The organism is Streptomyces sp. NPDC002884, from assembly GCF_040295245.1.
GTDB lineage: Bacteria > Actinomycetota > Actinomycetes > Streptomycetales > Streptomycetaceae > Streptomyces.
On sequence record NZ_JBEOVB010000030.1, the window covers coordinates 1 to 24,642 of the forward strand.

21 protein-coding genes are annotated in these 24,642 nt (G+C 69.8%); all 21 read right to left on the bottom strand.

Annotated elements, in window-relative coordinates:
• The coding region (locus ABT070_RS36460) for a hypothetical protein (RefSeq protein ID WP_351767189.1) at window positions 1-283 on the bottom strand (283 nt) is incomplete at its 3' end.
• Entirely contained in the window at window positions 280-3,690 is a 3,411-nt protein-coding gene (locus ABT070_RS36465; protein WP_351767190.1) for a LysM peptidoglycan-binding domain-containing protein, read from the bottom strand. The genes ABT070_RS36460 and ABT070_RS36465, both read right to left, overlap by 4 nt.
• Window positions 3,690-4,142, bottom strand: coding sequence for a pilus assembly protein TadG-related protein (locus ABT070_RS36470; protein WP_351767191.1), 453 nt, complete (start codon window positions 4,140-4,142; stop codon window positions 3,690-3,692). The genes ABT070_RS36465 and ABT070_RS36470 overlap by 1 nt, the downstream gene beginning before the upstream one ends.
• The gene (locus ABT070_RS36475; protein ID WP_351767192.1) at window positions 4,142-4,603 is read right to left on the bottom strand and encodes a TadE/TadG family type IV pilus assembly protein; all 462 of its coding nucleotides are present in this window, start codon (window positions 4,601-4,603) and stop codon (window positions 4,142-4,144) included. The genes ABT070_RS36470 and ABT070_RS36475 overlap by 1 nt, the downstream gene beginning before the upstream one ends.
• Window positions 4,600-5,025 (bottom strand): TadE family protein, encoded by a 426-nt coding sequence (locus tag ABT070_RS36480; protein WP_351767193.1) that lies wholly within the window; start codon window positions 5,023-5,025, stop codon window positions 4,600-4,602. The genes ABT070_RS36475 and ABT070_RS36480 overlap by 4 nt, the downstream gene beginning before the upstream one ends.
• Window positions 5,022-5,249 carry a hypothetical protein gene (locus ABT070_RS36485; RefSeq protein ID WP_351767194.1) on the bottom strand — a complete coding sequence of 76 codons (228 nt, stop codon included), beginning with the start codon at window positions 5,247-5,249 and terminating at the stop codon, window positions 5,022-5,024. The genes ABT070_RS36480 and ABT070_RS36485 overlap by 4 nt, the downstream gene beginning before the upstream one ends.
• A 52-nt stretch (window positions 5,250-5,301) precedes the next feature.
• The gene (locus tag ABT070_RS36490) at window positions 5,302-6,186 is read right to left on the bottom strand and encodes a type II secretion system F family protein (RefSeq protein ID WP_351767195.1); all 885 of its coding nucleotides are present in this window, start codon (window positions 6,184-6,186) and stop codon (window positions 5,302-5,304) included.
• Window positions 6,183-7,133 (bottom strand): type II secretion system F family protein, encoded by a 951-nt coding sequence (locus ABT070_RS36495; RefSeq protein WP_351767196.1) that lies wholly within the window; start codon window positions 7,131-7,133, stop codon window positions 6,183-6,185. Before ABT070_RS36495 ends, ABT070_RS36490 begins: the two co-directional genes overlap by 4 nt.
• Entirely contained in the window at window positions 7,130-8,641 is a 1,512-nt protein-coding gene (locus ABT070_RS36500; RefSeq protein ID WP_351767197.1) for a TadA family conjugal transfer-associated ATPase, read from the bottom strand. Before ABT070_RS36500 ends, ABT070_RS36495 begins: the two co-directional genes overlap by 4 nt.
• Window positions 8,631-9,458 (bottom strand): CpaE/TadZ family protein, encoded by an 828-nt coding sequence (locus tag ABT070_RS36505; RefSeq protein WP_351767198.1) that lies wholly within the window; start codon window positions 9,456-9,458, stop codon window positions 8,631-8,633. The genes ABT070_RS36500 and ABT070_RS36505 overlap by 11 nt, the downstream gene beginning before the upstream one ends.
• Window positions 9,458-10,102, bottom strand: a complete 645-nt coding sequence (locus ABT070_RS36510) for an SAF domain-containing protein (protein WP_351767271.1) — start codon at window positions 10,100-10,102, stop codon at window positions 9,458-9,460. The genes ABT070_RS36505 and ABT070_RS36510 overlap by 1 nt, the downstream gene beginning before the upstream one ends.
• An 81-nt stretch (window positions 10,103-10,183) precedes the next feature.
• A complete protein-coding gene (locus ABT070_RS36515; RefSeq protein WP_351767199.1) occupies window positions 10,184-10,459 on the bottom strand; it encodes a hypothetical protein in 276 nt (91 codons plus the stop codon).
• Between the two features lie 1,649 nt (window positions 10,460-12,108).
• Entirely contained in the window at window positions 12,109-14,727 is a 2,619-nt protein-coding gene (locus ABT070_RS36520) for an ATP/GTP-binding protein (protein ID WP_351767200.1), read from the bottom strand.
• A complete protein-coding gene (locus ABT070_RS36525; RefSeq protein WP_351767201.1) occupies window positions 14,703-15,350 on the bottom strand; it encodes a hypothetical protein in 648 nt (215 codons plus the stop codon). Before ABT070_RS36525 ends, ABT070_RS36520 begins: the two co-directional genes overlap by 25 nt.
• Entirely contained in the window at window positions 15,347-16,498 is a 1,152-nt protein-coding gene (locus tag ABT070_RS36530) for a C40 family peptidase (RefSeq protein ID WP_351767202.1), read from the bottom strand. The genes ABT070_RS36525 and ABT070_RS36530 overlap by 4 nt, the downstream gene beginning before the upstream one ends.
• A complete protein-coding gene (locus tag ABT070_RS36535) occupies window positions 16,495-19,206 on the bottom strand; it encodes a hypothetical protein (protein WP_351767203.1) in 2,712 nt (903 codons plus the stop codon). The genes ABT070_RS36530 and ABT070_RS36535 overlap by 4 nt, the downstream gene beginning before the upstream one ends.
• A 1-nt stretch (window position 19,207) precedes the next feature.
• Complete coding sequence (locus tag ABT070_RS36540; protein WP_351767204.1) at window positions 19,208-19,561, bottom strand: hypothetical protein; 354 nt, start codon at window positions 19,559-19,561, stop codon at window positions 19,208-19,210.
• The gene (locus tag ABT070_RS36545; RefSeq protein ID WP_351767205.1) at window positions 19,561-22,245 is read right to left on the bottom strand and encodes an ATP-binding protein; all 2,685 of its coding nucleotides are present in this window, start codon (window positions 22,243-22,245) and stop codon (window positions 19,561-19,563) included. Before ABT070_RS36545 ends, ABT070_RS36540 begins: the two co-directional genes overlap by 1 nt.
• Entirely contained in the window at window positions 22,242-22,817 is a 576-nt protein-coding gene (locus ABT070_RS36550; RefSeq protein WP_351767206.1) for a hypothetical protein, read from the bottom strand. Before ABT070_RS36550 ends, ABT070_RS36545 begins: the two co-directional genes overlap by 4 nt.
• The gene (locus tag ABT070_RS36555) at window positions 22,814-23,155 is read right to left on the bottom strand and encodes a hypothetical protein (RefSeq protein WP_351767207.1); all 342 of its coding nucleotides are present in this window, start codon (window positions 23,153-23,155) and stop codon (window positions 22,814-22,816) included. The genes ABT070_RS36550 and ABT070_RS36555 overlap by 4 nt, the downstream gene beginning before the upstream one ends.
• A complete protein-coding gene (locus ABT070_RS36560) occupies window positions 23,152-24,084 on the bottom strand; it encodes a conjugal transfer protein (protein ID WP_351767208.1) in 933 nt (310 codons plus the stop codon). Before ABT070_RS36560 ends, ABT070_RS36555 begins: the two co-directional genes overlap by 4 nt.
• Window positions 24,085-24,642: the final 558 nt, after the last annotated feature.

A 24,642-nucleotide genomic window follows, 5' to 3' on the forward strand; every position in this document is an offset into this window, starting at 1 on the left:
CGAGGGCCAGTTCCCGGACGGCCGCGTACGAACCGGCGAAGCCGATGCCGGCGATGACCACGGCGCCGGCCACGACCACGCCGATGAGCACGCGGACGGCTGCGCCCGGCGCGAGAGGGCTGTGGGTGGGTGGGGAGGCGGGCTGCTGGTGTGCCGGTGTGGGGGCCGGTAGTGGGGCGGGTCCGGCCAGGCGACTGCCTGTTGTGGTGAGGTAGGCCGCCGGGAGGCGGCGCAACGGTGTGAGGGGTTCACGAGGGATGGTGCGCACGGTGGGTGGAGTCATGGCCGGTTGCCTGGGTGGAGGAGGGTGTTGATGAGCTGTTCGGTTTCGGTCTCCAAGGAACAGTCCAGTGCCCGGTTGACCTGCTGGACACGGGTGATGGCGGTGTGGAGTCCTTGCCGGTTCCCGGCGGCGTGTTCGATCCGGCACCAGTCGCGGTACAGGAGTTCTGCGGTGTCGTCGACGTCGAGACCGGTTGCGACGGCCTGTCGGGCTGCGCTGAGGTCGTGGTGGGTGCCTGTGGCCGTGTGGTAGGTGGCCACGGTGTGCGCCACGTCGATGATCCGCGTGATCATCTCCTGTTGGTGAGGCTCGGCCCAGGGCAGCGGCGAGCCCCCGAATGGCGTGCCGCGGACCAGGGTGAGTGCCTTCTCCAGGTCGGGCAGGCCAGCCGGACCCAGCGGCAGAGCGCGTTCGGCGAGCTGGAGGAATCGGCTCCAGTCGCATCGCACCGCGGGGACGAGCCGGTAGGGGTCCTGGCCGGTCTTGCGGCGCGGCACGTAGGGATTGCCGTCCGGATCGCTGCCCAGGGAGCGGCGCAGGCCCTGCATCCGGGCGTTGAGCGTGCTTAGTCCCCACGGGCTGACAGGGTCCATGTCGGAGCACACGGCACCTGAGCTCCGCCCGGGCCTGAAGTACAACAACGCGGCAAGCTGTGCCATCCGCGGGCCGTGGCCGGTGCTGTCCACGCCCGTCACCTCCACCGGGCCCAGCACACGGATCTCCGGTGCGCGCGGGTCATGAGCTGCGCCCTCGTCGGCGCTTGCCTCTGCCGTTGTGCTTGCCGCAGGGGCACGCTCGGCGTCAGGCTCAGGCTTGGATCCCTCTATGCCCTGGGGCGGCGGAGTCTCGGTTCCCGGGTCTTGGCTTCCCTCTGATGGAGGCGACGGCGCGGTGGCCGGCAGCAGGCGAAGCCCGGCCGGGTCGGTGGTGGCGGCGAGCAGGGCGGGGAAGATCTCGCCGCTCACGCCAGCTGCCGGTGTCACCGACGGGCTCGTGCCCGCGTTGGGTGCGGGCACGACTGGCTCCCGGGGCTCGGTCCGCTCGCTCCGGGCAACGTCGTCGGGTTCTTCCGGGACGTTCTGCCATGGGCCCTCAGCGGGGTGGGCCGGCTGCGCGGATACGCGCAGTGCGGTGGTGATCTGGAGGTATGAGGTGTGCTCCAGGCGCTGGACGGTGATTTCGGTACCGGCGGAGTCGAGGTGCTGCGGCGTGCTCAGGGAGGCGTTGATGATTTCTGCCTCGGGGAAGTGGGAGGCCGTTGTGCTGGCCGGGGCGATCAGGGTCACGGGTACCGTTCCCGCCTTGTCGATAAGGTCGGCGAACTCCCACGCAGTGTCGGAATCCAGAGGCGAAGCGCACAGCAGCACGTAGGGCTGGTGACGGGTCTCGGGCATCTGGTGGGCCTCGAGGAGCCGTTCGCTCAGGTCGCGCAGTGCGTGCGTAGGGTGGCGCATGTGGGCGATCCGGGCAGTGGGCAGTAGCTGCGGGAGGTCCTCGCCGAATCCGACCGCTACAACTTCGACCTCGCTCGCCCACGGGCTCATCCCGAGCTCGAGAGCGAGTGAGGTGCACACCTCGGTGATGTGTACCGGATTGCCGTCGAGCAGCACGGCGGAGACCGGTGCGAGATTGAGCAGCACAAGGTCGCCCGCTTTGGTGCTGCCGACCGTGACCAGCCCCGGATAAGGTGCCGGCTCTTTGTGGGCGGTTTTCTCGTCCAGGAGGGCGGCGTCGGAGTCCAGGATCCACCAGCCGTCCTGCCCGGAGACGAAGGGCTCCTGCGGCGGCTGGGCAAGATCTTCGGGGAGGACTTCCACCGTGCGGGCACCGATGCGTGCGGCCCGCAGCGCCGGCGTCGTGCTTGCTTGCCGGGTCGTTCGGTGGGCCATGGCCCTCAGCACCGTGTCCAGGCGAGTGGCGCCGGCCGGTTCAGCGGCCGCAGCCAACTTCGCCTCTGCGGGGGAGGTTTCCGGAGCGATGGCGATCGTCTCGCCTGGCTTGCGGCGACGCCGCTGCAGCGTCCGGCGCAGGGCGAGCGCACCTGTGATGGCGGCAGCGAGCAGCGCACCGGCGCCCAGCACCGTACGCAGCATCAGCGGCCTGTCCTCCGGAGCTGGCGCCGGCGTCCCGGACGCTGTGGTGGAGGGAGTAGCAGCACCAGACTGCGAAGCCGAAGCCGAGGCGGACGACGAGGCGCTACTGCTCGGGTGCGGCGTCGCTGAGGCCGCGCCGGAAGCAGAATGCTCCTGGCCGGGCTGTGCCGCGGGCCGGCTGCTCGAGGTACTGGGCACCGACGACTGAGGTGTCGGCACAGTGCTCTGGCCTGGCGCGGGTCCTTGCCCACCACCCGTGCTCTCGCCCGGATCCTGGCCGTCGTCTGCTGTTGGAGGAGCCGTGCTCGCCTGGTTGCGAGCCTCGCCATCGACGCCATCTGGCGGCGAAGCCTGCTGTCCTGGCTGTCCGCTGGGAACCATGATCTGCTGCCCTGCGTAGATGACGTCCGGATCGGTGATCGAGGGCAAGCCGTGCGGCTGCGGCCTGCCCTCGTTGGCCTCGAACAACGCGGGCCACCTGTTGCCGTTGCCCAGCTGCTCTTCTGCGATCTTCGACAAGTAGTCGCCCGAGTGGACCGTGACGGCATGTTCGCTTCCCCCGCCAGATACCGCAGGGCCGTCTCCCAGCTGCGTACGGACATCTCCCGCCCCGGCGACGCCTTCGGGCAGGTCCAACTGCCAGCCGGGCCGCAGGAAGCTGCTGGCCTTGAAGACCTCTCCGTCGGGCATGACGCGGCCCTCGTTCAGGGAGGCGATCTCCCGCCACCGCTCGCCGTCCCCCAGTTCCTGCTCGGCGATGCCCCACAGACTCTCGGCCGGTCGCACCTCGCGCACCGTGTAAGACGTACGAGACGCCGGTGTGCTGGTGATCAGGGACTGATCCGTATCAGCGGCTTTCGGCGCATGAGTAGGCTGCCCCGGGATGCGGGCAGCAGAGGTGGCCGGTGCGGCCTGAGCATCAAAGGCCAGGGCCGAACTCGCGGGCAGCAGCACCAGGATGCTGCCCACCAGCAGGGCCGCGGCGCGCTGCGAGACGCCCATTCCTCGCGGAGCGTGCCAGGTCCGGCCCTGCAGCTGCGCGGTCAGTTCACGCACCGCGCAGAAACTGAACTGCGCCCACCCGAACCAGCCCACCGCGACCAGCAGCAGCAGGAAGGCTGCGCCGGTGTCCTGCCGGTCCAGTAGATGTCTGAGGTCGTCATGGGTGGAAGCCCAGATCACCGGAGTGACCCAGACCAGCAGCAGCGGCAGCCCCACGATGGCGGCGGCCAGGACGACCAGACTCAGCACAGCCTTGAGAACACCGGCCAGGGTGCGCCTCAATGTTGCGGCGGGGGAGTGGGTGGTGGGCATCAGTTTCCTTCAGGAGCGGTGACGCCGTGCAGGAGGGTGGCCTTGCCCTGGCCGGTCACCGACAGCGAGCCGATTCCGACCGCAGACAGGAACTTCGTGTCGTAGGTGCCGCTGACACGGACGGTGAGTGTCTTGCCGTCGCCCGACACGCTGACCGTGCCGGCGGCGCCGGCGGCACGCAGGTAGGCTTGGGCTGCGGCTCGGGCATCTTGCGCATCCACGACGATTGCGCTGCCGCTGATGGCCTGGGCGGGGTCGAGGGCCTGTCCGCCGGCGCGGGCCGCCTCCCCGGCGATGTAGTCGGCGCGCTCGACCGCACGCATCTTGGCACCGCCGTCCACGGCGACACCGATGATGCCGAGCAGCGCGAGGACGCACACGGCGACGAACACGGTGACGCCACCCTGGTCGCCCCATCGCTTCCCGCTCAGCCCTCTGGTCCGGAAGAACATCAAGCACCTCGCTGCCGGTACTGGTCCACGACCGAGGTCGCCGTCGACGTGAGCGTCCGCGTGCCGGGCGCGCCCGGAAGTAGCAGGTCCGACAGGCTGACCGTGCAGGTCACGGTCACGCTGACGGTGCCCACTTGGCCAGCGGGGACGCTCAGGCCGCCGGTGCTGACGCTGACGGAAGTCGACGCGCACGTGATGCCCTGATCGTTAAGGGATTCGGCGGCCGCCGCATGCGCGGCACTTTGGGCAGCCGCCGCCGTGCGGTGGATGGAGGCTTCCCTGGCCGCGTCCTCCGCCGCAGCGTCGATCTTCGAGCCGGAGGTGACGATGCGTCCGCCGGCGATGGCCAGACACAAAAACATGATCAGCGGCGGGATGATGACGGCTGCTTCGATGGCGACGCTGCCCTCGTCGCCGCGGAGTCTGAGAGCCCATGGGGACGTGTGCCGGACGTGGTTCACTCGGCGGGCTCCGTCCAGCGCTCCACGGGGCCGGACGCAGATTGGGTCACCTGCAGACCGGAGATGCCCGGGATCATCGACATGGCCGTCCCGGAAACCTGCACCCGCACCCGCTGCCCGTCGCTACCGGCCGAAATGCTGTAGCCGACCAGACTGTCTCCTGCTGTGCGTGCGAGCACCTCCCGTGTGCGGGCCGCGCCGTCGGCGGGGCTCGACTGATACGAGCGGGCCGCGGTGAGGCCTTCGCGAGCGGCCGTCAGAGCGATTTGGCGTGCGTAGAACCACATGGAGACCTGGATGACGGCCACCGTCGCAAGGACAACGAACGGGAAGATGATCGCCATCTGGATGGAGGTATCCCCACGGTCGTCACTCCCTGGACGCTGTTGCCACCAGTGCTTCAACCGCTTCATCACGGTCATAGTCCAGAGAGCTTGCCGTTGTATTTGGTGATCACGATGGCGATCGTTCCGGCGATGAGTACGGCGCCGGTGACGGCGGCCACCCAGATGATGACGGTGGTGATGCTGATGTCGCCGCTGTCCGGGCGGCGCTCGCGTTCCTGCCGACCTTCCTCTATGCGCGTCGATATCCATCTGGCAGCGCTGGACAGCGTCCTGTGTAAGCGGTCTGCGGTGTACTTCATCGGGTTCTCCCACATGAGGCTGAAAAGGCTGAGATCAAAGGACGGGGCGGGGTCAGACGGTGAGCATGCGGATCACTGCGGGGAAGGCCATCAGCAGCATGACCAGCACAGAGAGCAGGGCTCCTGGCGCGGTCATCTTTTCGCTGGCGGCGTTTGCTTCCGCGCTCTGATCGGCCAGCAACTCGGTGGTGAGGGCGGCGCTGCGGGCCCTCAGCGCCGTGTAGACGGCGGCGCCGTCGGTGGCCGAGCCCCGCATGATGTCGGCGAGGTCGTCCAGACCGGGCAAGCCATATTCGGCGGACAGCTCCGTGAGGGCCTGATACGGAGGGATCTTCTCCAGCCGGGCCCGGCGCAGCGCCCCCTGGAGATACAGGAACGGCCAGCCGCGGCCGACCTCGGCAGCCTTCTCCAGTGCTTCTGCGGGGCCGGCGTCGGCGGCCCGTTTGAGCGCCACCAGGTCGAGGTAGGCGGACAGGGCGTGTGCGAACTCCTGCCGCGCACGCTTGGCTTGGTCGCGCACGGCGAGATCAGGGGTGATGAACAGCAGCCCCGCGATGATTAGTCCGACGCCGGCGGGCACGTAGAACGGCAGCGAGGCACCCGCGATGATCCAAGGGATCGTCGCGATCACCGGGCAGAGCAGGCCGAGCGCGGCGAGCGCCGTCTTCTTGAGCATGAACTGGCCCGTACCCTGGCCGATGAGCGACAGGTCGCTGGTGGGGATCCGGACGCCGGGCAGGCGCTCGAGACGGGCCAGTAGCCAACGGCCCCACACCTCCTCACGGTCCAGGTCCGGTGCGGGCCTGGTCAAGGCGGCTGGCGCGCTGCGGGCGAGGGCTGGCCCCAATGCGGGCTGGGGGCGGAAGAGTTCCCGCACCAGTAAGGCAAGGCCGGCGCCGACCGTGCCGCCGGCCGCCACGACGGGGAGCACGTTCATGAGGTGGCTCCTTCCGGCTCATGCCCGGTGCCCGGCACGTCCGGCTCCGTCGAGGGCGCGGGCAGTCGGACCGTACTGAAGGGATCGGTGATCATGAAGCGGGGTATATGGCGGAAGGATCCCAGCTGCCGCATCAGGGCGAGGACCGCGATGAACCCGGCCGTCAGCAAGGCGAGCACCAGCTGTCCCAGGAGGGTGGAGTAGGGCTTCGTGTACGAGGGCACGAAGAACCCGGCCGCCACGACGCCCACCGTGATGACGGTCATCCACCGCACTGTGGTCCGCGGCTTCGCCCGGTCCGCTTCGATGGCGCGTTTCTTCGCGACCTCGTCGCGAACCGTGCCCGCCAGGTCCTCCAGCGCCTGAGCCAGCCCTGGGCCGCGGTCGGTGACCGACAGGATGAGCGCAGCGACCACCTTGTCCGCCGTCACATCGTTCAGCTCGTCGGCGAACGCGCGGAGCGCTCCTTCCGGCCGCCACCCCAGGCGCAGCCGGTCGGACAAGGTGACGATCTGCGGTGCGAGTTCGTCCGGTGCGCCCTTGCGGCTGGTCATCATCGCCTGCTCCAGGCCCATGCCGAGGCGCAGCAGGCCGGCCAGGCGCTGGGTCCACTCGCTCAAGGCTTCCAGCTGGCCGATGCGGTCCTGCGCCATCTGGGCCGGGGCGATCAGCCAGGGCACACCGATGACCGCGGCGCTCAGGAGCGTGCCGCCCACGAAGTTCCCCGAGACCAGCCAGACGGCTGCGAAGACGACGGCGGCTGCGACCGTGAGGGGCCGCCGACGCAGCCGGGCATCCTCACCCTGGTCATTCCGGGCGCGTAGAGCCTGCCACCGCTGCCGTAGCGGGGTCCGGCGCGGCGCCGTCGTTCCCGCGATCCCGGCGACGACGCCGATCAGCCCGCCGATGACGGCCATTCCACTGAGCAACCCCCACAGCACAGTCATCGGCGCGCCTCCACCAGCAGTGGTAGCGGCGCCTGCCAGGCCCCGTAAGCCTGCTGGAGCAGCGAGGGTTCGAAGCCGACGCGGCGCAGGTCGTCGATGCAGCCCGGGTCCATCCGGGGAACGGCCCGCAGGTCACCGAACTCGCTACCGGGGGAGAAGACGGTGTTCGTGGCCGGACGGCCGTTCTCGCCGATCCCGGTGAGTTCCAGTACGTGGGAGACGTAGCGGTGGCGGCGGCCGCCGATCTGCGTCTCGTCCGTCATGCCGACATACACGATGAAGTCCAGGCCGTTTGCGGTCTGCCGGTACGCGAGCTGCTCAGACAGGTTCTCCTGGGCGAGCGCGTACAGCTCGGCGATCCGGTCGAAGATGATGTCCGGGCGCCGGGCATGGATAGTGCACAGGTTGCCGCCTGAGCCGTTCGTCAACGCCTGCATCATCGCGACGACCTCGGGGCCGCGGACCTCGCCGACCACGATCCGCTCCAGCGACATCCGCAGCGCCGGGTGCATCAGGTCCAGGAGCGTGACCTCGCCGGCGCCGCGCCCGGTGACGTCCTTCTCCCCGTTGGACTCACGCCCGACCAGAGAAACCACCTGCCGGTGGAATCCATTGGTGTGGGTGAACAGTTCGTCCTCGGTCTGTACGGTGGCAAACCGCGTCTCAGGGGCGAACTCCTTGAGTAGCGCCCGCAGCAACGTGGTCTTCCCGGCCTTCTGCTTTCCCGCGATCATGATGTTCTTCTCCGCGCGCACACACGCTCCGAGGAACTCGCGCAGGATCGGGTCGATCGTGCCCAGCCGGACCAGGTCGTCCAGGTCGGCGTGCGAGACCCGGTGCCGGCGGATGACCGCATAGGTCATCGGCCCGAGCCCAGTGATCGCCTGAAGTCGGGAGCCGTCCTGAAGGGACAGGGCCAGCGTGGGGTTCGCCGTGGAGATGGTGCGCTCGTTGTGCCCGGAACTCCGAGCCAACTCCCGCAACAGTTCAAGGAGTTCCTCTTCCGAGTCGGCGATCGGCCCGACCATGCGACGTTCACCATCGCCGTAGTCGAGCCACACCTCGCTCGGGCCCTGGATGATGATGTCTTCGACCCGGTCATCGTCCAGGTACGGCTGGAGCCGGCCGGCGCGAAAGAGCAGATCGTAGACGGCACGCCGCAGCGTTTCGTCTTCCTGTGGCGCCATCGCCTGGGCATCCGACCACAGGGCGACGGCCTCGTTAATCCAGTCCAGGCAGCGCTGCTCCTCGCTCGCCCGGTCCATGTCCGGTGTCGTCTTGAGCAGCTCCTCGCGCTGCTTGGCGATCTGTGCAGCGATGTGCCGGGCGACCTTGTAATCGACAGTGAGTTGCGGGACGCCGGTTCCGAGTACGTGGGTAGTCGAGGTTCCTCCGGCAGGGGGCGACGCGCCGTTCGCCGGGTAGGGCGGTGGCTGCTGCCGGCCCGGCTGTGGGCCGCCGGGCGCCGGTGCCACGATGGGATCGGTGTGTAAGGGCTTACCGCGCACGCGTCACCCCGCCCACTGCGATACTCACGCCGGCCGGATCGAGGCGGGCCCGCCGCAGGGCAGCCCGCTGCACGAGCAGTGTGCTGCCCGTCCTGGCTGCCTTCATCAGCGCCGACCGAGTGAAGTGGCGCGGCTGCTCACCGCCATCGGACAGCACCTGAGCGTCCTTCGGTGCGTATGGCAGCGTCGCGACGACGGGCACTTGCAGCACCCGCTGCACCTCACCTGCCGGATACGGACCCTCGTTGACCATCACCACACTGACGTCGCCGATCCGTTCCTCCAGCGCACGCACCCGGCCCTCTGCCGCTTGCAGGCAACGCAGCGTGTTGCGCACGACCACGAACACGGCGTCGGCCTGCTCTGCCAGCACACCGGACGGCCCGAACGCACCCCGGCGGCCGAGGTCGATCAGAACGTCGTGACCGTGCTCGGCCGCGATGCCACGAAAGATGACCCCCAACGCCTTCCACACCGAGCCCAGGCTCGCCGCCTGCGCGGGATCGGTGATTCCCGGCAGCAGCAGCCGGTCGTGCGACGCCTCGCTTTTGCCGTCTTCGCTGCTCAGGTCGATCAGCTGACGCCAGAACGCGTTGCCGAGGTCGCCCTGCCGGGCGGCGACCGAGAGGTTCCGCAGCCCGTAGCGGTCCCCGAGCGTGCCTTGCAGGAGCCCATGCAGCACAGACCCGCCGTCCGGGTCACACTCGGCCAGGATCATCCGCCGCCCCGATTCCAGCGGCCAGGACAGCAGCAACGCTAACGCGGTGGTGGTCACTCCGGGCGCCCCGCTGCATCCCGCCAGGGCGATGACAGCCATCAGCTACCGTCCGGGGCGGCGAGGACCAGGCGCAGCGCGCCGGCAGCTACCCATGCGGCAGCCCGGGGACCGTCCGTGGCAGAGGTGGCGACGTCGACCACCACGATCCCGGTGCCGGGAGCTGCTCCAGATGCCTTCACGATCCGGCCGCCGATGGTCTGCAGCGTGGCATCGGACGCCTCGCCGGTGTCCGTCGCCCCCTGGACGAAGACGTGCACCAGCTGAACTTTCTGGCCCGGCACCAGCGCCGTGGCAGGGATCTGCTTGGGCTCGAGACCGATCGGCACCAGCTGCTCGCCCGCCTGCACCAGCGAGTCCTTCGTCACCTGCGAGGGCGCGAGGAGAGAGCCCGGCTTGAGCTCTACAGCGGCCCGTTTGCCCACCACCGAGTCCATGTCCTGGGAGCGCACCGCCTTGACGGCTGGGTCCAAGGCGATGGAGGTCTTGCCCAGGTCGTTTTCCGTGATGACCTGGCCGACCTGGACGTCGCGGACCACCGTCACTACGTCGGTGCGGTTGCCGACCTGTATCAGCAGGACGGCGACACCGGCACCTCCGGCGGCGATCAGCGCCAACGACAGGGCGATGACACCCGGTCGACGCCTGCGAGCCGACACACGGGGCGGAGCGACCGCGGGGGCCACGCGCCCCTGCGGGGGGAGACCGTTCGGGGCTGTGCCTAATCGTTCTTGGGTCTTACTCACCGTTCTCTCCTTCCGGCGGCGCTACCTGACGACCTGTACTTCACCGACCGACACCTGCACGTTGGTCTGACGGACTTCGGTGAGCTGGCCGGCTTGTCCGCCGTCCTGCCAGTTGATCGTCCACATCGAAGCCACGGTCACCGGGTACTTGCCGTTCCGGGCGGCGGATGAGGTCTTGGAATACACGTGTCCGCAGGTCGGCGACTGAGTCATGCCCGCGGATGCCTGGTTGGACGTGCCTGGGCCGCTGCATGTCACGGAGACGCCGTCACCCATCTGCCAGGCGATCTTCGGCACCCTGGCTGTCCCAGTGACGGTCACCCCGCCCGCCGACGCCGATGCGGTGTTCGGTCCGTAGGTCGTGGTGCCCTGGTTGACCCACATCCACGGACGGTGACGCATCCGAATCGCTGCTGCTGTCGCTACAACCGGCCAGCGCCACCAGGCTGCCCGCCAGCAGCAAGGCAGTTGTGTGCTTTCGGGTGCGAACAGCGGTAGTGCTCATTCGCGAAGAGCGCGGTTGTGTTGCAGTCACGTTGTCTCCCCGTACGACGCGGTGCGGTACGACCGCTGCTCCAGGCGCCCACGCGCAGGCAGTCCAGAACGGCGGCCGGGTCGGCTGCGGTGATGCGTTGAGTGATCGCAATTTACGCATATGCCTGCGGCCTGATTCGAGTGTTTGTTCGTCAGCCTGCTTGGTGCGTTGGGTTTTTGGCTGTGAAGTTGAGGTGCGCAATGTGCTGCGGCGTCCGGCTGTTGTTGCTCGGGCGCCTCTGCGGCGCGAATCAGATTGAGATGATTTCATGTGATACGCGGGCGGACTGTGGTCGGCGGTCTCCTAGCCGGGGTGACTGGCCGAGGCATGCTGGGACTCGTGGGGCTGTTGGGGCGCCTGGCGTGATATGGCTGGAATGGGATACGGGAAACGGACCGGCCGCCCCTGTTCCGTGTGTGGGGGGTGGTGTATCGGACTGGGCTCGAGCTCGGTGAAAGGTGGCCAAACGGTGATCACGTCTCCGTCGAGAGTGACGCGCCGGTAGGGGAACCTGCGGCGGAGTTCGTTGAGGTCTTCCAGTTCATAGTTTTCGACCCCCTGCAGTACCCAGGCGCCCCCGATGTGGCTGGCAGACCTGGTCGGGGTGGAGGGTGTGCAGTTCCATGGATCTTCGCTCTGGTGAGTCGAGTCGACTGCCGACTCCATCTGGCGCCTCCAGTTCGTCTTTGGGTGCGGCGAGTGGTGGGCCCCTCGCGATGTGCATTGGTAAATTACTTGTTCGCTTATGTAAATGTCGAGTGGTTTGGTGGGCCGTTGCAGGGCTGCGACATTCGGCTGCATCAACCCCCTGGCGTCACGGTTCGGTCCATGGCCGCGACGTGCCGCCGGCTCAGGGCGTCCAGCAGGTCGCTGATGTGGATTCAGGACGTGCCGGGAGGCTCCGGTCAGTGCGAACAGCACCCGGGTGAAGACGGGGTACCAGCGCAGCCAGGCTGGGCCGGTGGCAGTCTGCTGTCTGGGGCGGCGGCTGGCGGGCTGGGACTGGTACGGCCGCCGGCGTGCGTACTCGATCGGTTTGGAAGCGAGGCCGTCGCTGCCCATGGTGGTCCGGTCGGTCTCGGCGAACGCCCGTAGCTTCGTAGCCGTCGCTGGTGAGGGCGTAGCGCAGGGCGGGGTCAGCGATGACGCGTTCGGCGTCGCGAGCGGGTGGGAGACCTCGGGGGTCCAGTCGAGAGGGTTGTGTTCGTCGCCGCGGCGTCGGGCGGCGGTGACGAAGGCTAGGTGGGCGCGGGCAGCACGATGTTTCCGAACAGGCGGTGGGGGGCGCAGCAGGGTGTGGAGCTGGCTGGTGGTGGCATGCAGTGTTGGGTGATTGCGATCAGGGGCTGGTGGGGGGAGCGTTCTGCGGGGCTGGGGGGTGTGCTGGGCTCGTGCAGGTGTGGCGGGGTGGTCACTGGTATCCCTTCTGTATCCGGGCGGCGGGGGTGGCAGGGGTGTGTTGGGCGAGGAAGCTGATGACGCGGGCGAGTTGGCCGGCGGCCCGTGCTGTGAGGTGTTGCAGTGGGGCGGCGCCGGCTTTTGCCTGGGCCGCGCGTTCCAGGGCTGCCGTCTGGTGAGGGCGGGCGTAGTTTGCGAAGACGGCGTCGAGGTGCGGGCCGGTGATCTGGACTGGGCCGGTGCGTCGGCCGTTGACGGTCAGCGAGATGTAATGCTCGTACCGGTCGAGGGCGGCGACGAGGGCGGGGCTGGGGTGGTCGCCCCATTCGGCGGTGATCGCGGCGATGGCGGACTGCGAGCCGGCGGTCGAGGCGAGAGTGGAGGCATTCTGGACCAGGGACAGGCGTACGGGGGCGGGTAGGCGGGCCAGGAGCTGGGTCATGCCGTGGACGTGGACGCGGTATTTGCGGAAGTCTTCGAACATGGAGGCGATCGTTTCCGGGGCTGCGCCGGTGAGGGTGATGAGCTCGTCGAAGTAGGGGCGGAATGGTGCTCGTTGGGCTTCGGGGGTGTCTCGGCGGGAGCGCACGGCGCGCAGTAGGTCTCGGGCGAGGAGCGCAGTGATCAGCCGGTCGGTGGGTCCGTTGCCGCCCGGGCATACCCACACGATCATCTTCGAATCCATCGCGGCGCGGATGTTGTATGCGCCGGCGGGCTGGCCGAGGAAGGCGCGGGTGACGGGGTTGGCGGCGAGGCGGGCGATGGGGTTGAGGAGCACGGCGAAGGAGTCGGCGGGCAGGACGGGGAGCATCGTCTGCCACCAGGAACGGGTCTCTTCGTCGAGGCGCCCCTCCACAGCAGCGAGTGCCGCAGTGCGGAAGGCTGGGTCGGTGAGCAGCGCCCGCACGTGGAAGACGGTGCTTTGGTCCTCGGGCCGTCCGGCCCGGCACGCTGTCTCGTTGATGGCCACCAGCACCGCCAGGGCCGCAGTGAGGATGGTCAGCGCGCGCGGTGCGCTGGCGTCGTCCCAGCCGAGCGCGGAGGCGAAGGCGTCTGCGGTGGCCTCAACGACCTCGTGCGCCACCTGGTCCTGGTGCATGCCGAGCGGGTTCCATGAACTCAGCTGTGGCGCCGGCCTGTGGGCGTTCAGGTCGATGAGAGCGATGCGCTGCATTAGCGTGTCATGGGCCAAGAACGGCAGGGCGCGGGGCCAGGAGTCGCGGTGCGGGTCAACGAACAACAGCCCGCCTCCGGCATGGGCCCAGCCGATCGCCTGGGCCAGCGCACGTTCGGTCTTGCCACCGCCTGCTTTGCCCACCCCGACTTCGAACAGCGTCTCTGCGGCGTAGGTGGCGACCAGGCGCCGGCGGCCGCCGGGGGCCCGGTAGATGCCTTGCAGCAGCAGCTTGGGGTTGCCGAACTCGAAGGTCGGCAAGTCTGCGGGCAGCAGCGGCATCCGGCAGTGCACCGTGGGCGGCTTGAGCAGGCCGGTGAGCTCTTCCAGGCGCACCCAGTTCGGGCGGGGCGGCTGGCAGTGCCTGAGATTCCAGCGGCGCTCGAAGGCGCGCCGGCTGGGCCAGCGGTCGGCTCCGAACCGCCATGGGCCTACGAGCCAGCCGCGCATCGCCCACCGCGATCCGCCGCCGAAAACGTCGAAGGCGGCCTGGAGCTGGCCGAGCCGGGCCTCGGCTCGGCCTTCGGTGTTCGAGGCACACATCACGAGCAGTTGCACACGGACCAGGTGATCGTCCTCGGCAAGCTTGCCGAGCGCATCCTGGGGGTCGACGCGGCGGGGCACGGGCGGCATGACGAGACGGCGCCCGCCCCCGCTCGGCTTACCGCCCACCAGCTGCTGCACATGCCAGGCCAGAGACTCCTCGACGCTGCCCGCATCGTGGCGCATCCATCTGGCGGCCCGCTGCGCTTCCCGCCGCTCCCGGCGCCGGGCGTCCGCCATCAGCTGCACACGGCGCGCCCGCAGCGTCCACTTCGGGGCGCGCTGGATGTCGAGCCGCACCTCAGCCAGGTCACCCAGCTCCGCGCGCAGGTCGCAGACGGCATCGATCAGTGGCTGTAATGGGTCCGGGTCCAGCGGCACGTCACGCAGGGGAGCTGTGGGCTTGCCGCGCAGGATGAACTCCGCCCGCACCACATGCTTGCGCGGCTTGTCGGCGAGGGGACGGGCCCGTTTCACGGTGACGGCCGGTCCGAAGGGCGTGATCGACAGCAGGCGTTCGCCGCCGGCGGGGCCTTCGATCCGGTAGCGCAAGGGGCTCGAGCCGTCGGCGCGCAGCCGGACCTGTACCGCCTTTGACCGGCGCGGTGCCCACCACGGCATGCTCGTCGAGGCCCGGGCGAGCTGGACCCCACGGCGGAAGATTTCCTCCAGGCCGGGGTCGAAGTGCTGCGACGGCACGAGTTCCAGCGCCATCCGCTCGGCCGAGGCCTTCCTCGCCAGACGGCGCACCACCATCTCGCTCACGGCCCAGACGACGAGGACGGCTGCCATGGGCACATACCAGTAAGTGATCACCCAGTCTCTGGCGTTGACCAGGCCGGTCAGCAGACCGAGGACCTGACCGGCCGCTGTGTGATCGGCCCGGTGCGTCAAGTACGGGGCTGAGACGTCCACGTGGATGTTCCTTTCGTCGAAGTGCGGGTGAAGTACCAGTTGGTGATGCGCCGGTCGGTGTAGGTGCCGCCGCGGTCGGTGCCCGCCCACACCAGGTGCACTACCGCCTTGTCCGGGCTGCCATCGCGGCGGGCGATGGCGGCCTGGATACGGAAGCTGGCGGTGGCAAACGCCGGTGCGATCGCCTGGTCCAGGTTGGCGAAGACCACGGGCCACGCGCTGCGGCCAATGCCGGTGGCGTCGGCCCGCAGCAGGCCACAGCCAGCGGCGAGGAGCTTGTGTTCGTCGTCGGAGGCCACGTCGGCGGGCCAGGCGTCCTCCAGTGACTTCTGGATGGCGGCATCGCCTGCCACGCCCTCGCCGTGCGGTGGTGGCGTGGATGCACTGGCCGACTGCGTCGATGGGGCGGAGGCTATGGCCGGCGAGGGCGCGCTGGCCTGCGCAGTGCGGCTGCTTGGAGCGGTTGGCGTGGGGTGCGACGTGGGAGCGGTCGTGCGCGGTGGTGCCGAGGTTGCGAGTGCGCCCGGCGCATGCGGCACCGTCAGCAGGATCACCCCGGCCCCGGCCAGGACAACGGTGGTGATCAGCAGCAGGCGCGGCGAACGCGCCGGTGAGATGGTCATAGCAGCCGGGCCCCTCCTGCGTATCCCGACATGGCGTTGACCGCATCCAGGCGGACGACGGCACCCGGCCTGGGGGCGTCGACCATCTGCCCGCTGCCGAGGTAGATCCCGACGTGATAGATCGTCGCGTCCCGGCCTGGGGCGTCGGCGTAGAAGACGAGGTCGCCGGCCTTGAGCGCGTCCGCCCCGAGACCAGCGGGTATCCGCTGGCCGACACCAGCCTGCGCAGCTGCGGTACGCGGCAGGCGGATGCCGACCTTGGCGTAGGCGTACACGGTCAAGCCCGAGCAGTCGAAGCCTTTGATGCTCGCGCCGCTCTTGCCGCTGGGCGAACAGCAGATGCCATACGACGTGCCGCTCGCGTTGCCGCCACCCCACGAGTAGGGCACACCGCGCTGAGAGAGGGCCGCCTCGATGACCGTGCGGACCTTCCCCGGCACGTTCTTCAGATCCGGGTCCTTCGCGGCCGCCGTGTACTGGTCGATCCAGCCGAGCACGTTCGCCACGTACTCACCGGAGTGGTTGTACTGGAAGATCGCGGCGTTGAGTTGAGCGCGCTTGGTCAAGTCCCGTCCGCTGCCGCACAGATAGACGGCAGCCCCGAGGGCTGCGTCGTCGGCGTTGTGCGGGTCGGCCGTTTTGTCCCCGTTCGCATCCTCGCCGAAGCCCTCCCAGGTGGACGGCAGGAACTGGAACGGACCGACCGCGCGCTCCCCGCTGGAGGTGCCGTCCCACTTGCCGCTGTCGGTGTCGGGGAAGATGGTGTTGTTCTGGCCGGTCCCCGAGCCGTTGAGGAGCACACCGTAGATCTTCGGGGTGATGTCGCCGCCTGCGGCGACGCTGCGGCCGATGGCGTGGTTCGACTCGACCTTGGCGATCCCGGCCAGGATCGGCCAGCGCATGCCCTGGCACGTGGGCCTGTACGTCCCAATCTGCTGGACCGCCTTCTTGTAGGCGGTCAGCATCCGCGCAGGGATGTCCGCGGCGGTGCCGCCGTCGGCGATTCCACCGTCGTCCTGGAGCCCGTTCTGCAGTGCGACGTACGCGCTGATCGCGTTCCCGACCGGTGCGGCACAGCACACAGCGGCGAACATCATCAGCGCCACCATGCAGCCCCATCGCCGGATGCGGAGTCCAGGCCGGGTCATTCGTCTTCACCGTCTTCGTTGCGCCGCTGAGCGCGCTCTTGACGCAGGCGTTCGGCTTCGGGCGCGGTCCGCCGTATCAGCTCCTGCATCCGGTCCCGTGCCTCCTCACGCGCCCGACTGCGTGCTGTGCCCACCCCGGGAAGAACCGGCCCGCTGATATCGGGCCCAGGCCGCGGCACAGGGTCGTCCCGGCGCCGACGCGGCGTCGAGGGCGGAGTTGCCATGGGACCGCCCGTAGGCGGAGTGCGCCGTGCGGGGGCGGAGGTCGGACGGGGTGCGTGTCGGGGGGTGGCGGCCGGTGTGTCCGCGGTCGTCAGCCGGCGGCTGGCGAATGGACCCGGTCCGCCGGCGTCGCTGTTCTCCCGCAGGACCTGGCCCACGTGACGCCCGGTCTCTCTCCAGGCCCGGCCGTCCTCGCGGACGGTGTTGCCCCACACCCGCACCTGCTGGCGGGCGTCCTGGGAGTAGCGCGAGCCACCCGACCGCACCCGGCGGACGCCGGCCGGCAGGCCGAACGATGCCCCGTACGCGACCCGGCCCCCGCGGTTGAGGATGCGATACCCGCGGAAGCGGACCAACCGGTTATGGGCCCGGGTCGACAGCAGTGTCCGGTCGCTGCTCTGGTCGTGCAGCACCTGGCCCGTGCTGCGGTCTACGACCTGCCCCTGCTCGTTGCGATACCGGTCGGGCGGGCCTGCAGGCCGACGCGGCCCTGGGCCGCCTGAGCCACCGTCCCCGCCGTCCGACGACTCGCCCGCGCTCGTCTCCGGGTCGCCGTCGGCGGTGGGCTTGCGCCACTTGGCCAACTGCTCTCTGTCCGGCCGACGGCCGATGAGCAGCCAGTGCGCGCCCTTCGCGCCGAGTCGTGCGCCCAGCCCGCCCACGGCTGCGGCCGCGGTCAGCGGGGCCAGCCCTCGCCCGGCTTCGGCCGTGGCATCGGCGAGGATCGCGCCGGTGTCCACCGGCATGCCTGCACCGTCGAGCAACGAGGTGAGCGCGCCCATCAGCCGTTGCCGGGTGCCGAGCAGCCCGTACCGGCCGCCGGTGAACATGCGTAGCCCGCCGCCGTATCCGCCCGTTGCGGCGGGGGAGTTCATGGCGAGCGCGGCGCCGAGCTCGGAGGTGTCGCCGGGCAGGTGGGTGCCGCCGACCTTGGCGTACCGCATGCGCATGGCCATGCGCCGGCCGAAGGAGGTGATGCCGGTCAGCAGGCGGCGGTGCCCGGCCGCGCCGGCGATGGCGAGGACGTCGATGAGCAGGATCCGCTCCACCACCAGGTCGGGCCCGTCGGTGATGGTGGCGTCGATGGCAATGCCGAAGAACGGGATGAACGCACAGATGGCGACTACGGCCAGGACTGCGATGCCCCAGATCGACAGCCACTTCCACACGCTCTTGCGCGCGGGCCCGGGCAGCATGCCCGCGACGAAGGTGACGCCGCCGACGGCCGCCGCGCCCGCGCAGATGCCCTGGGTGCCCAGCAACACGATCGCCGAGGAGAGCAGCATGCCGCAGAGGAACAGTGCGGCGATCAATAGCAGGGCGGCGCCGCCGACCCGCCACCAGGTGGGCTTCTCGGCGTAGGCGGCGCAGGACTTGCCGACATCGCTGGCCTTCTTCAGGTCCGAGAGGAAGGCATTGAACTCGCGGTCCTCGTCGGTGATCAGCGCGCTGGACGTGTCCAGCAGTTCGCTGCCGGACGTGATGGGTGGAAGGCCGTCGCCGCTGCCGTCAGCGTTCTCGACGCCTTCGACGTATCCGCGTTCGCAGTACTCCTTAGCCTCGCCGATGATCTTGGCGCAGGCCTTCTTGCCCTTGTCGGTGACGTGGGCGGTGCCCGCCTGGTAGCCGCCGGTGATCCACTTCAGGTGGACGGCGTAGGCCTTGCGGTCGGCAGGCTTGGCCGGGTCGAGGATGCGTCCGTACTGAAGGAGCATGTACGGCTTGACGATCAAGGCGTTGGTGATGCTGTCCTGGATAGGACGGGCCACTTCCGTTGAAGAGACCGGCCCTTCGCCCTTCTGTTCCTCGCACTTGATCTCCGCGTTGCCGGCCATGCCCGCACAAGGGTCGTAGCCGGCGCTCTTGCCGCCCCAGTCGTAGGAGTTGACGCTCTGCTGGGCCACCTCGGCGGCCACCTGCTGGGACTGTCCTAGCGGTCCTTCCTGGGAGAGAAGGGTGTCGGGGCGGATGAGAGCCGAGGCGGCGAAAGCCCCGATGAGCAGGGTCAGGAAGATTTCGCCCAGACCACGGCCGACCCGCCCGCGCACGATCATGAACCCGGCGAAGACGAACGCCCACGCGAGCAACAGACCCTTCAGCCCGAGGGTGTCGACGACCACGTCGTCGTAGGTGTCGGCGACCTTCTGCGCCGGGCGGGTAAGGATCTTCAGCAGCGGGAGCCTGAAGGCGACCTCGATCGCCCACCCGGCCAGCCCGACCAGCAGCCGGATGAGGGTGAACAGTCCAGACAGGGCGAAGGCCAGAGCCTGCGTCTTGAAGGCGACGATGGAGCCGCCTGAAGCGTTCAGGTCGTAACCGTCGATCGGGATGCCCTCGGACGAGTAGATGTTCAGCGGGGCGAGCAGGTCACCGGTTTCACTGCTGCTGGCCGCATACACAACCTGGCTGTTCACCATGACGAACACACCGGTGAGCAGCACGACGCAGCCGGCGGAACGTACGGTCGTGCGGTTTGGACGGAACACGTCAGCGCCGCCTTTGCCCAGTGGAGTGCCGCAGCCGCCACACCACCAGGGCCGCCACACCCGCACCGGCGGCCACCAACCGCCACACGGCAGCGGCCATGTCCTGCTGGCCGGCGGCGCTGGTGATGGTGCCGCGCTCGCAGTACGTCTTGGCGGGGCCGACGATCGAGGTGCAGGGATCGTGCTGATCGGTAGGGGTGTCGGCGGCGAACGCCTGCCCGGTGTGCGGCCACCAGGCGTCCGACAGGCCGACCCCGAGGGCGAGGATGACCGCACCGACGACGACGGCGATCACGGCGAGGACGCTCACGGCCGCAGCGACGCGCCGGGAGCGGTCTCCGGAAGACCTGGTCATCAGAGGTGCTCCTTTGGACGGGCATCCGCGGCCTCACCGGCACCGCTCACGGCTGGCGGGGCCGCGCTCGTGCGGCGCCCTGGCGTGGTGGCGATGGAGGTGGTGATGCGCTGGATGCGGGGGATGGAGACCTTGATGCGGCCGGTGTTCTGCCGCGGGCAGGTCAGCAGGAACTCGCCCTCCCGGCCTTTCTGGCCGACGGGGGACAGGCCGGTGGTCACCAGTCGCAGCAGCTCGGGGTCGCCTGGGTCGAGGCCGACGAACTCCAGGCCGCGGCGGGCACGTTCGCGATCTGCGGTGCGGGCGAGCGCGCGGTAGGCCATCAGTCCGCGGTCGGGGCCGAGTTCCTCGGCGTCGTGGGATGCGCCGAGCAAGCCGGCGCCGTGCTTGCGGCCGTCGTGGAGGATCTCATGGACCAGAGCGGTTCCCTCCGCGGACGAGGTCAGCCAGTACAGCTCGTCCAGCACGACGGCGGTGAACCGCTCGGGGTCCTTGAACGCGGTCTGCCGGGCGATCGCGGCGATCAGGTAGAGCACCGCGCGGCCGATCAGCGCCTCCAGCGGCTGCTGGTGCAGGACCTCCGGATTGGCGAACGCGGCCTTCGGCGGAAGTCTCAGACCGGTCGTGGTGATCACGATCATGTCGGTGCTGCTGGAGGCGTCCAGCCGTACCGGCGGCAGCGTCGGGTCGAAGACCATCCGGGCAAGGGAGTTGGTGGCGACGACGCGGATGAGGCCGGCGAGGGTGGCGGCCGCGTCCTGCCGCTTGCCCGCCTCGCTCGTGGCCATCTCCTCGAGGACCTGAAGGACGCGGTGCATGGACGGTTCCGGGCCGGCGGCGGCTTGCTCGACGGCGTGGTGCAGGACCTCGCCGTTGGTACTCATCGGGCCGATGCCGAGCTGCAGAGTCAGGTAGGACAGGGCGTAGTGCCGTCCCTCGGGCCCGGTGAACATCCGCAGGGGGTCGATGGACACCTCGGCTTGGGCGGCGTCGATGATCTGGACGCGGCCCTTCGCAGCGGTCCGTGCGAAGGCGGCCCATTCGCGTACGGGGGTGCGGTCGATACAGATCGCGCAGCCTCCGCGCGCCCACACTGCCTCGGTGATCAGCTTCTGCAGCACGCTCTTGCCCGCGCCGAGATCGCCGACGATGCCCATCGAGGCGGAGGCGTCGACCTTGGGCGCGTCCGCCACGTTGATCATGACGGGGCGGGTCGTGCCGCTGTCCAGGTCGATGCCGAGGAACATGCCGTTCGGGTCGCCGACCTCCGCGGCGGTGAAGGCCCCGGAAAGCGCCCAGTCCTCGCTGATCTGGTGCTGGGTGAACTCCCGTGCCACACCGGGTCGTACCGTGCCGGGCAGGCTCAGGGTGAAGAGGGCTTCCTGCAGGCCGGCCGGGCGCACGGCGTGGTAGTCGGCGCCGCCGAGCAGCGCGGCTAGGGCGCGCGCCCGGGCGTCGCAGACGGCTGCGGTCGGCCCCCACACCGTCAGTACCGTCACGGACTGCACCTCGACCTCGACCGAGGTACGCGAAAGGCGGGCGTCGAGCTCACCGAGGTCGCGGGCGGCCTCGGTGAGCGAGGCGGGCATACCGGTCGGCCGGGCGTCGTACTGGTCGGCCTGGTCGATCAACTCGTTCTTCTTGCGCCGGACCTGGTCGCGGGCCTTCTCCGCAGGCACCAGGGTGAGGTCGGCGGTGTAGTCGACGGGGAAGTCGAGCAGCTCCAGCTGGGCGAACAGATCAGCCGCGTCCTGGCCGACAGCGGGCGGGCACTCGGCCAGCGCCAACTGCGCCTGGTAGCCCACCCCGGCGTCCGTTTCGACCTGCAGCCAGCGCCGCCCGAGCGGCGAGCCGGTGTTCAGCCGCCACCAGGCCTTGCGACCCGACCGCGTGATGCGGCCCGTGCTCTTGAGCTCGTCGACGTCGTCGAGCTCGGGGGCGATGCCGCCTTCCTCGAGGCGGACCTGGCCGAGGTCGGCGTAGCTGGGGGAGCGCAGCACGCCGTCCCGCAGGTGCCCGCCGTACAGGTCGCTGCTCTCGGCCTCGGCCAGCAGCGGCTCCGCGAGACCCCGGTGCAGGGCGTGCTGGATCATCCACACGATCTCCGCCGGCCGGGAGGGACGGAAGGCTATGCCGCCGGCGAGGGCAGCCTCCACCCGGGAAGCCTGCTCGCGGTAGGCGCTCACCTCGCGCCGTGCCACGGGCGCCGGCTGCATGCCCAGCATCGGGGACAGCTCGGCCCACGCCGCGCCGAGGGAGGCCGACACCTGGAGGCCGGAGCTCTCCGTCTGGAGCGGCACCGCCAGCCACAGGGTGCGGCGGTGCATCTCCTGGTCGTCCAGCAGATCGAGGGTGGCCTCGACGTTCTCCACCCACGGGTGCCGGCCGGTGCCTGGTGTCTGCTCGGCCGGCGCGATGCCCTCGATCATGCGCAGGGCGACCTCGCCCGGGTCGACCTGCGCGCACAGCCCGAACAGGCGCGGCGCCCCGGACAGCGACCGCACCAAATGTGTGATCTTGGCGAGCTGTTCGTCACGGACGGCAGCGGGAACGTACGTGCCCTGGACGGTCTCCTCCACCCGTCCCTGCGCGTCCGGGCCGGGGTGAAGACGGTAGAGGGCCCACACGCTGCCCTGCGTCGACCACACCAGGTGCCCGGCGATGTGCCGGATCGGCACCCTCACCGCGCACCCCCGCCCTGCCCGGCGAGGGCGAGGAGCTGCTGCACACCCGACACCGGACGCGCTGGTACTGCGGGAGCCGCCGGCTCCGCGTGGTGGCGCGTGGACGAGCGACCTGCGGCTGGGCCCGGGCGTGCTGCCCGGGAAGCAGGCTGCACACCTGGACGAGTGGGTGAGGCGGCCGCGGCGAGAGGGGGAGCGTCCTCGATCGTGAACCCGCCGAGCAGGGGGTGGGACCGGCGGTCGCGGGCGGCCCGCCCGCCGATACGCCCTCCGCGGGGCTGCCAGCTCAGCAGCATCCAGCCCAACGCTGCCTGCATCGGGGCACGTCCTCGGATCTTCGGCCAGCGCACGGCCCAGATCGTCAGCAGCCAGGCGACGATCGGGACCGGTCCCATCCACGACCACCAGCCGATGGTCTTGATGAGAAGGAAGCCGCCGAGGACGGCGACCCCGATCTGCGCGGGGGTGTACGGGCCGAGCGGGATCTTCCAGTCGGCGACTTTGCCGAGCACCCAGGGGTGGCGGCGGGCGGAGGTGTAGAAGCGGCTCACCCGGCCGGCGGCCGCGGTCACAGCCAGCCCCTGGCGCCGGGCGCGTGCACACGGGAGGCCGGTAGTTCGGACCGGAGAATGCCCGGGACGGCGGGTGCGCCCTTCGAGGGGTTGTTCACCTCGTCCTCGAACATGCTCGCGAGGCTGTCGCGCGAGTTGTACAGACCCAGCGCGATCACCATCAGCAGCAGTGCGCCGATCCCTGCCTTCAGCGAGAACTTCTGGATCATGGTGGCGACGACGAGGACGAGCAGACCGGCCTGCAGCCCCTTGGCCGCCCAGTTCTTGAACATGGTGATCCACGAGTTGCCGAGGTCGTCCAGCTGCCCGGCGAGCATCAGGCTGTGCACCGTGTTCACCGCGCACCGCCCACCCGAGCGGTCCCGGACTCCAGGGCCGCGACTTCCCACCGGCCCGAGCGGGCGTTGAGCGCGAGTTCGTACGCCAGCGGCCACCGGCCGGCGGTATCCCGGGCCTCCACCTGGACGAGGACACGCACCTTCGTGCCGTCGGCCGGCACCTGCCCGGCGGCCGCGGCCTCCTCGACGGCGGACACCTGCTGGACGGAGACCGCCGTGTACGGGGCGGGGGAGACAACCGGCAGCGTCACGCCGGGAGCGAGGTAGCGGCTCACCTCCCCGTTACCGGTCAGGTACGCGGCGAAGAACTCCCCGAGCGCGGACGACAGATCACCTTCAGGGACGCTCACGCTGTACGACGACTTCGCCACCCGCGCCCGGGCCGGACCGGCCACCACGCCGGGCGCACCGGTCACCGCGAACGAGGCGCCCGCACCGCCGGCCGCAACCGGCACGGCGTAGTAGCACAACCGTCCGTCGGCGTACTGCGCAGCCACCGTCACCGACCACGTACCACTGGAGCGCTGCGCACTGCGCACCGCCGTCACGGACTGAGGCGTCGACTGCGCACCCGCGGCCGGGTCCGGCAGTTCGACGTCGGGCGCGAGCGACTGCGCAAGGCGCGCCTGCGCACTCGTCACGTCGTCCGCGCTGCTGCGCAACCACGCACTGACGAACAGCTGCGCATAGCCACCCGGGTCGGCGCCGGCTGCCGCAGTGCGCACGGCGGCGGGCTTGGCCGGGGTGGCCGCCTCGACCGTGGCCGGGGTGGAGGCGACGGCGACGCACAGGGCGATGGGGCCGGCCGCGATGACGGTCCAGACCGCCAGACGCGAGAGACGTACGCGGCGCCGCATCGCCTCCAGCCGGGCGCCGGCCGCCATCGGAGCAGCAGCCTCGCTCTGCGAGGCCTGCTTGGCAGGGGACATGGTCAAACTCCCAGGTCAGCACGGATGTTGCTGACCTTGAGAAAACCCGCCGACCCCGACCCGACCACCGACCATGAACCCCCGACCACGGTCACGATGGGGACACAAAGCCCCTGGTCGGGTCTGTGGTCGGCCCGACCACAGACCCGACCGTGACCCCAGACGGCGCCCGGACCGGACATGCCTGAACCGAACATCGCCGTGAAGGCGGTGGTGTGACAGGAGCTGGCCCCAGCGAGCCCATGGGACACAGGGGAATGACCGAAGGATCGGGCCGGCGCCGGCTCCAGGGAGCAGGCCGTGCAGGGCCCGGTTGCGCACCACTTGGCCGAGTGCGCAGACCAACGCCGCCGGCGCCTGTCCCACTGTGCGCAGTCGGCTGCACACGCCCCATGCGCAGGACCCGGAACCATTGCGCAGCCGCCTGCGCAACGAGCGCGGCAGCCGCTGCGCAACCTCGAGTGCGCATTCCTCAGCCGGCACCGGGCCAGGGGGATGGTCGGCCCGACCATGAGCCCGACCACGCCAGCCCAGTGCGCTTGTTGCCGGATCGTGACC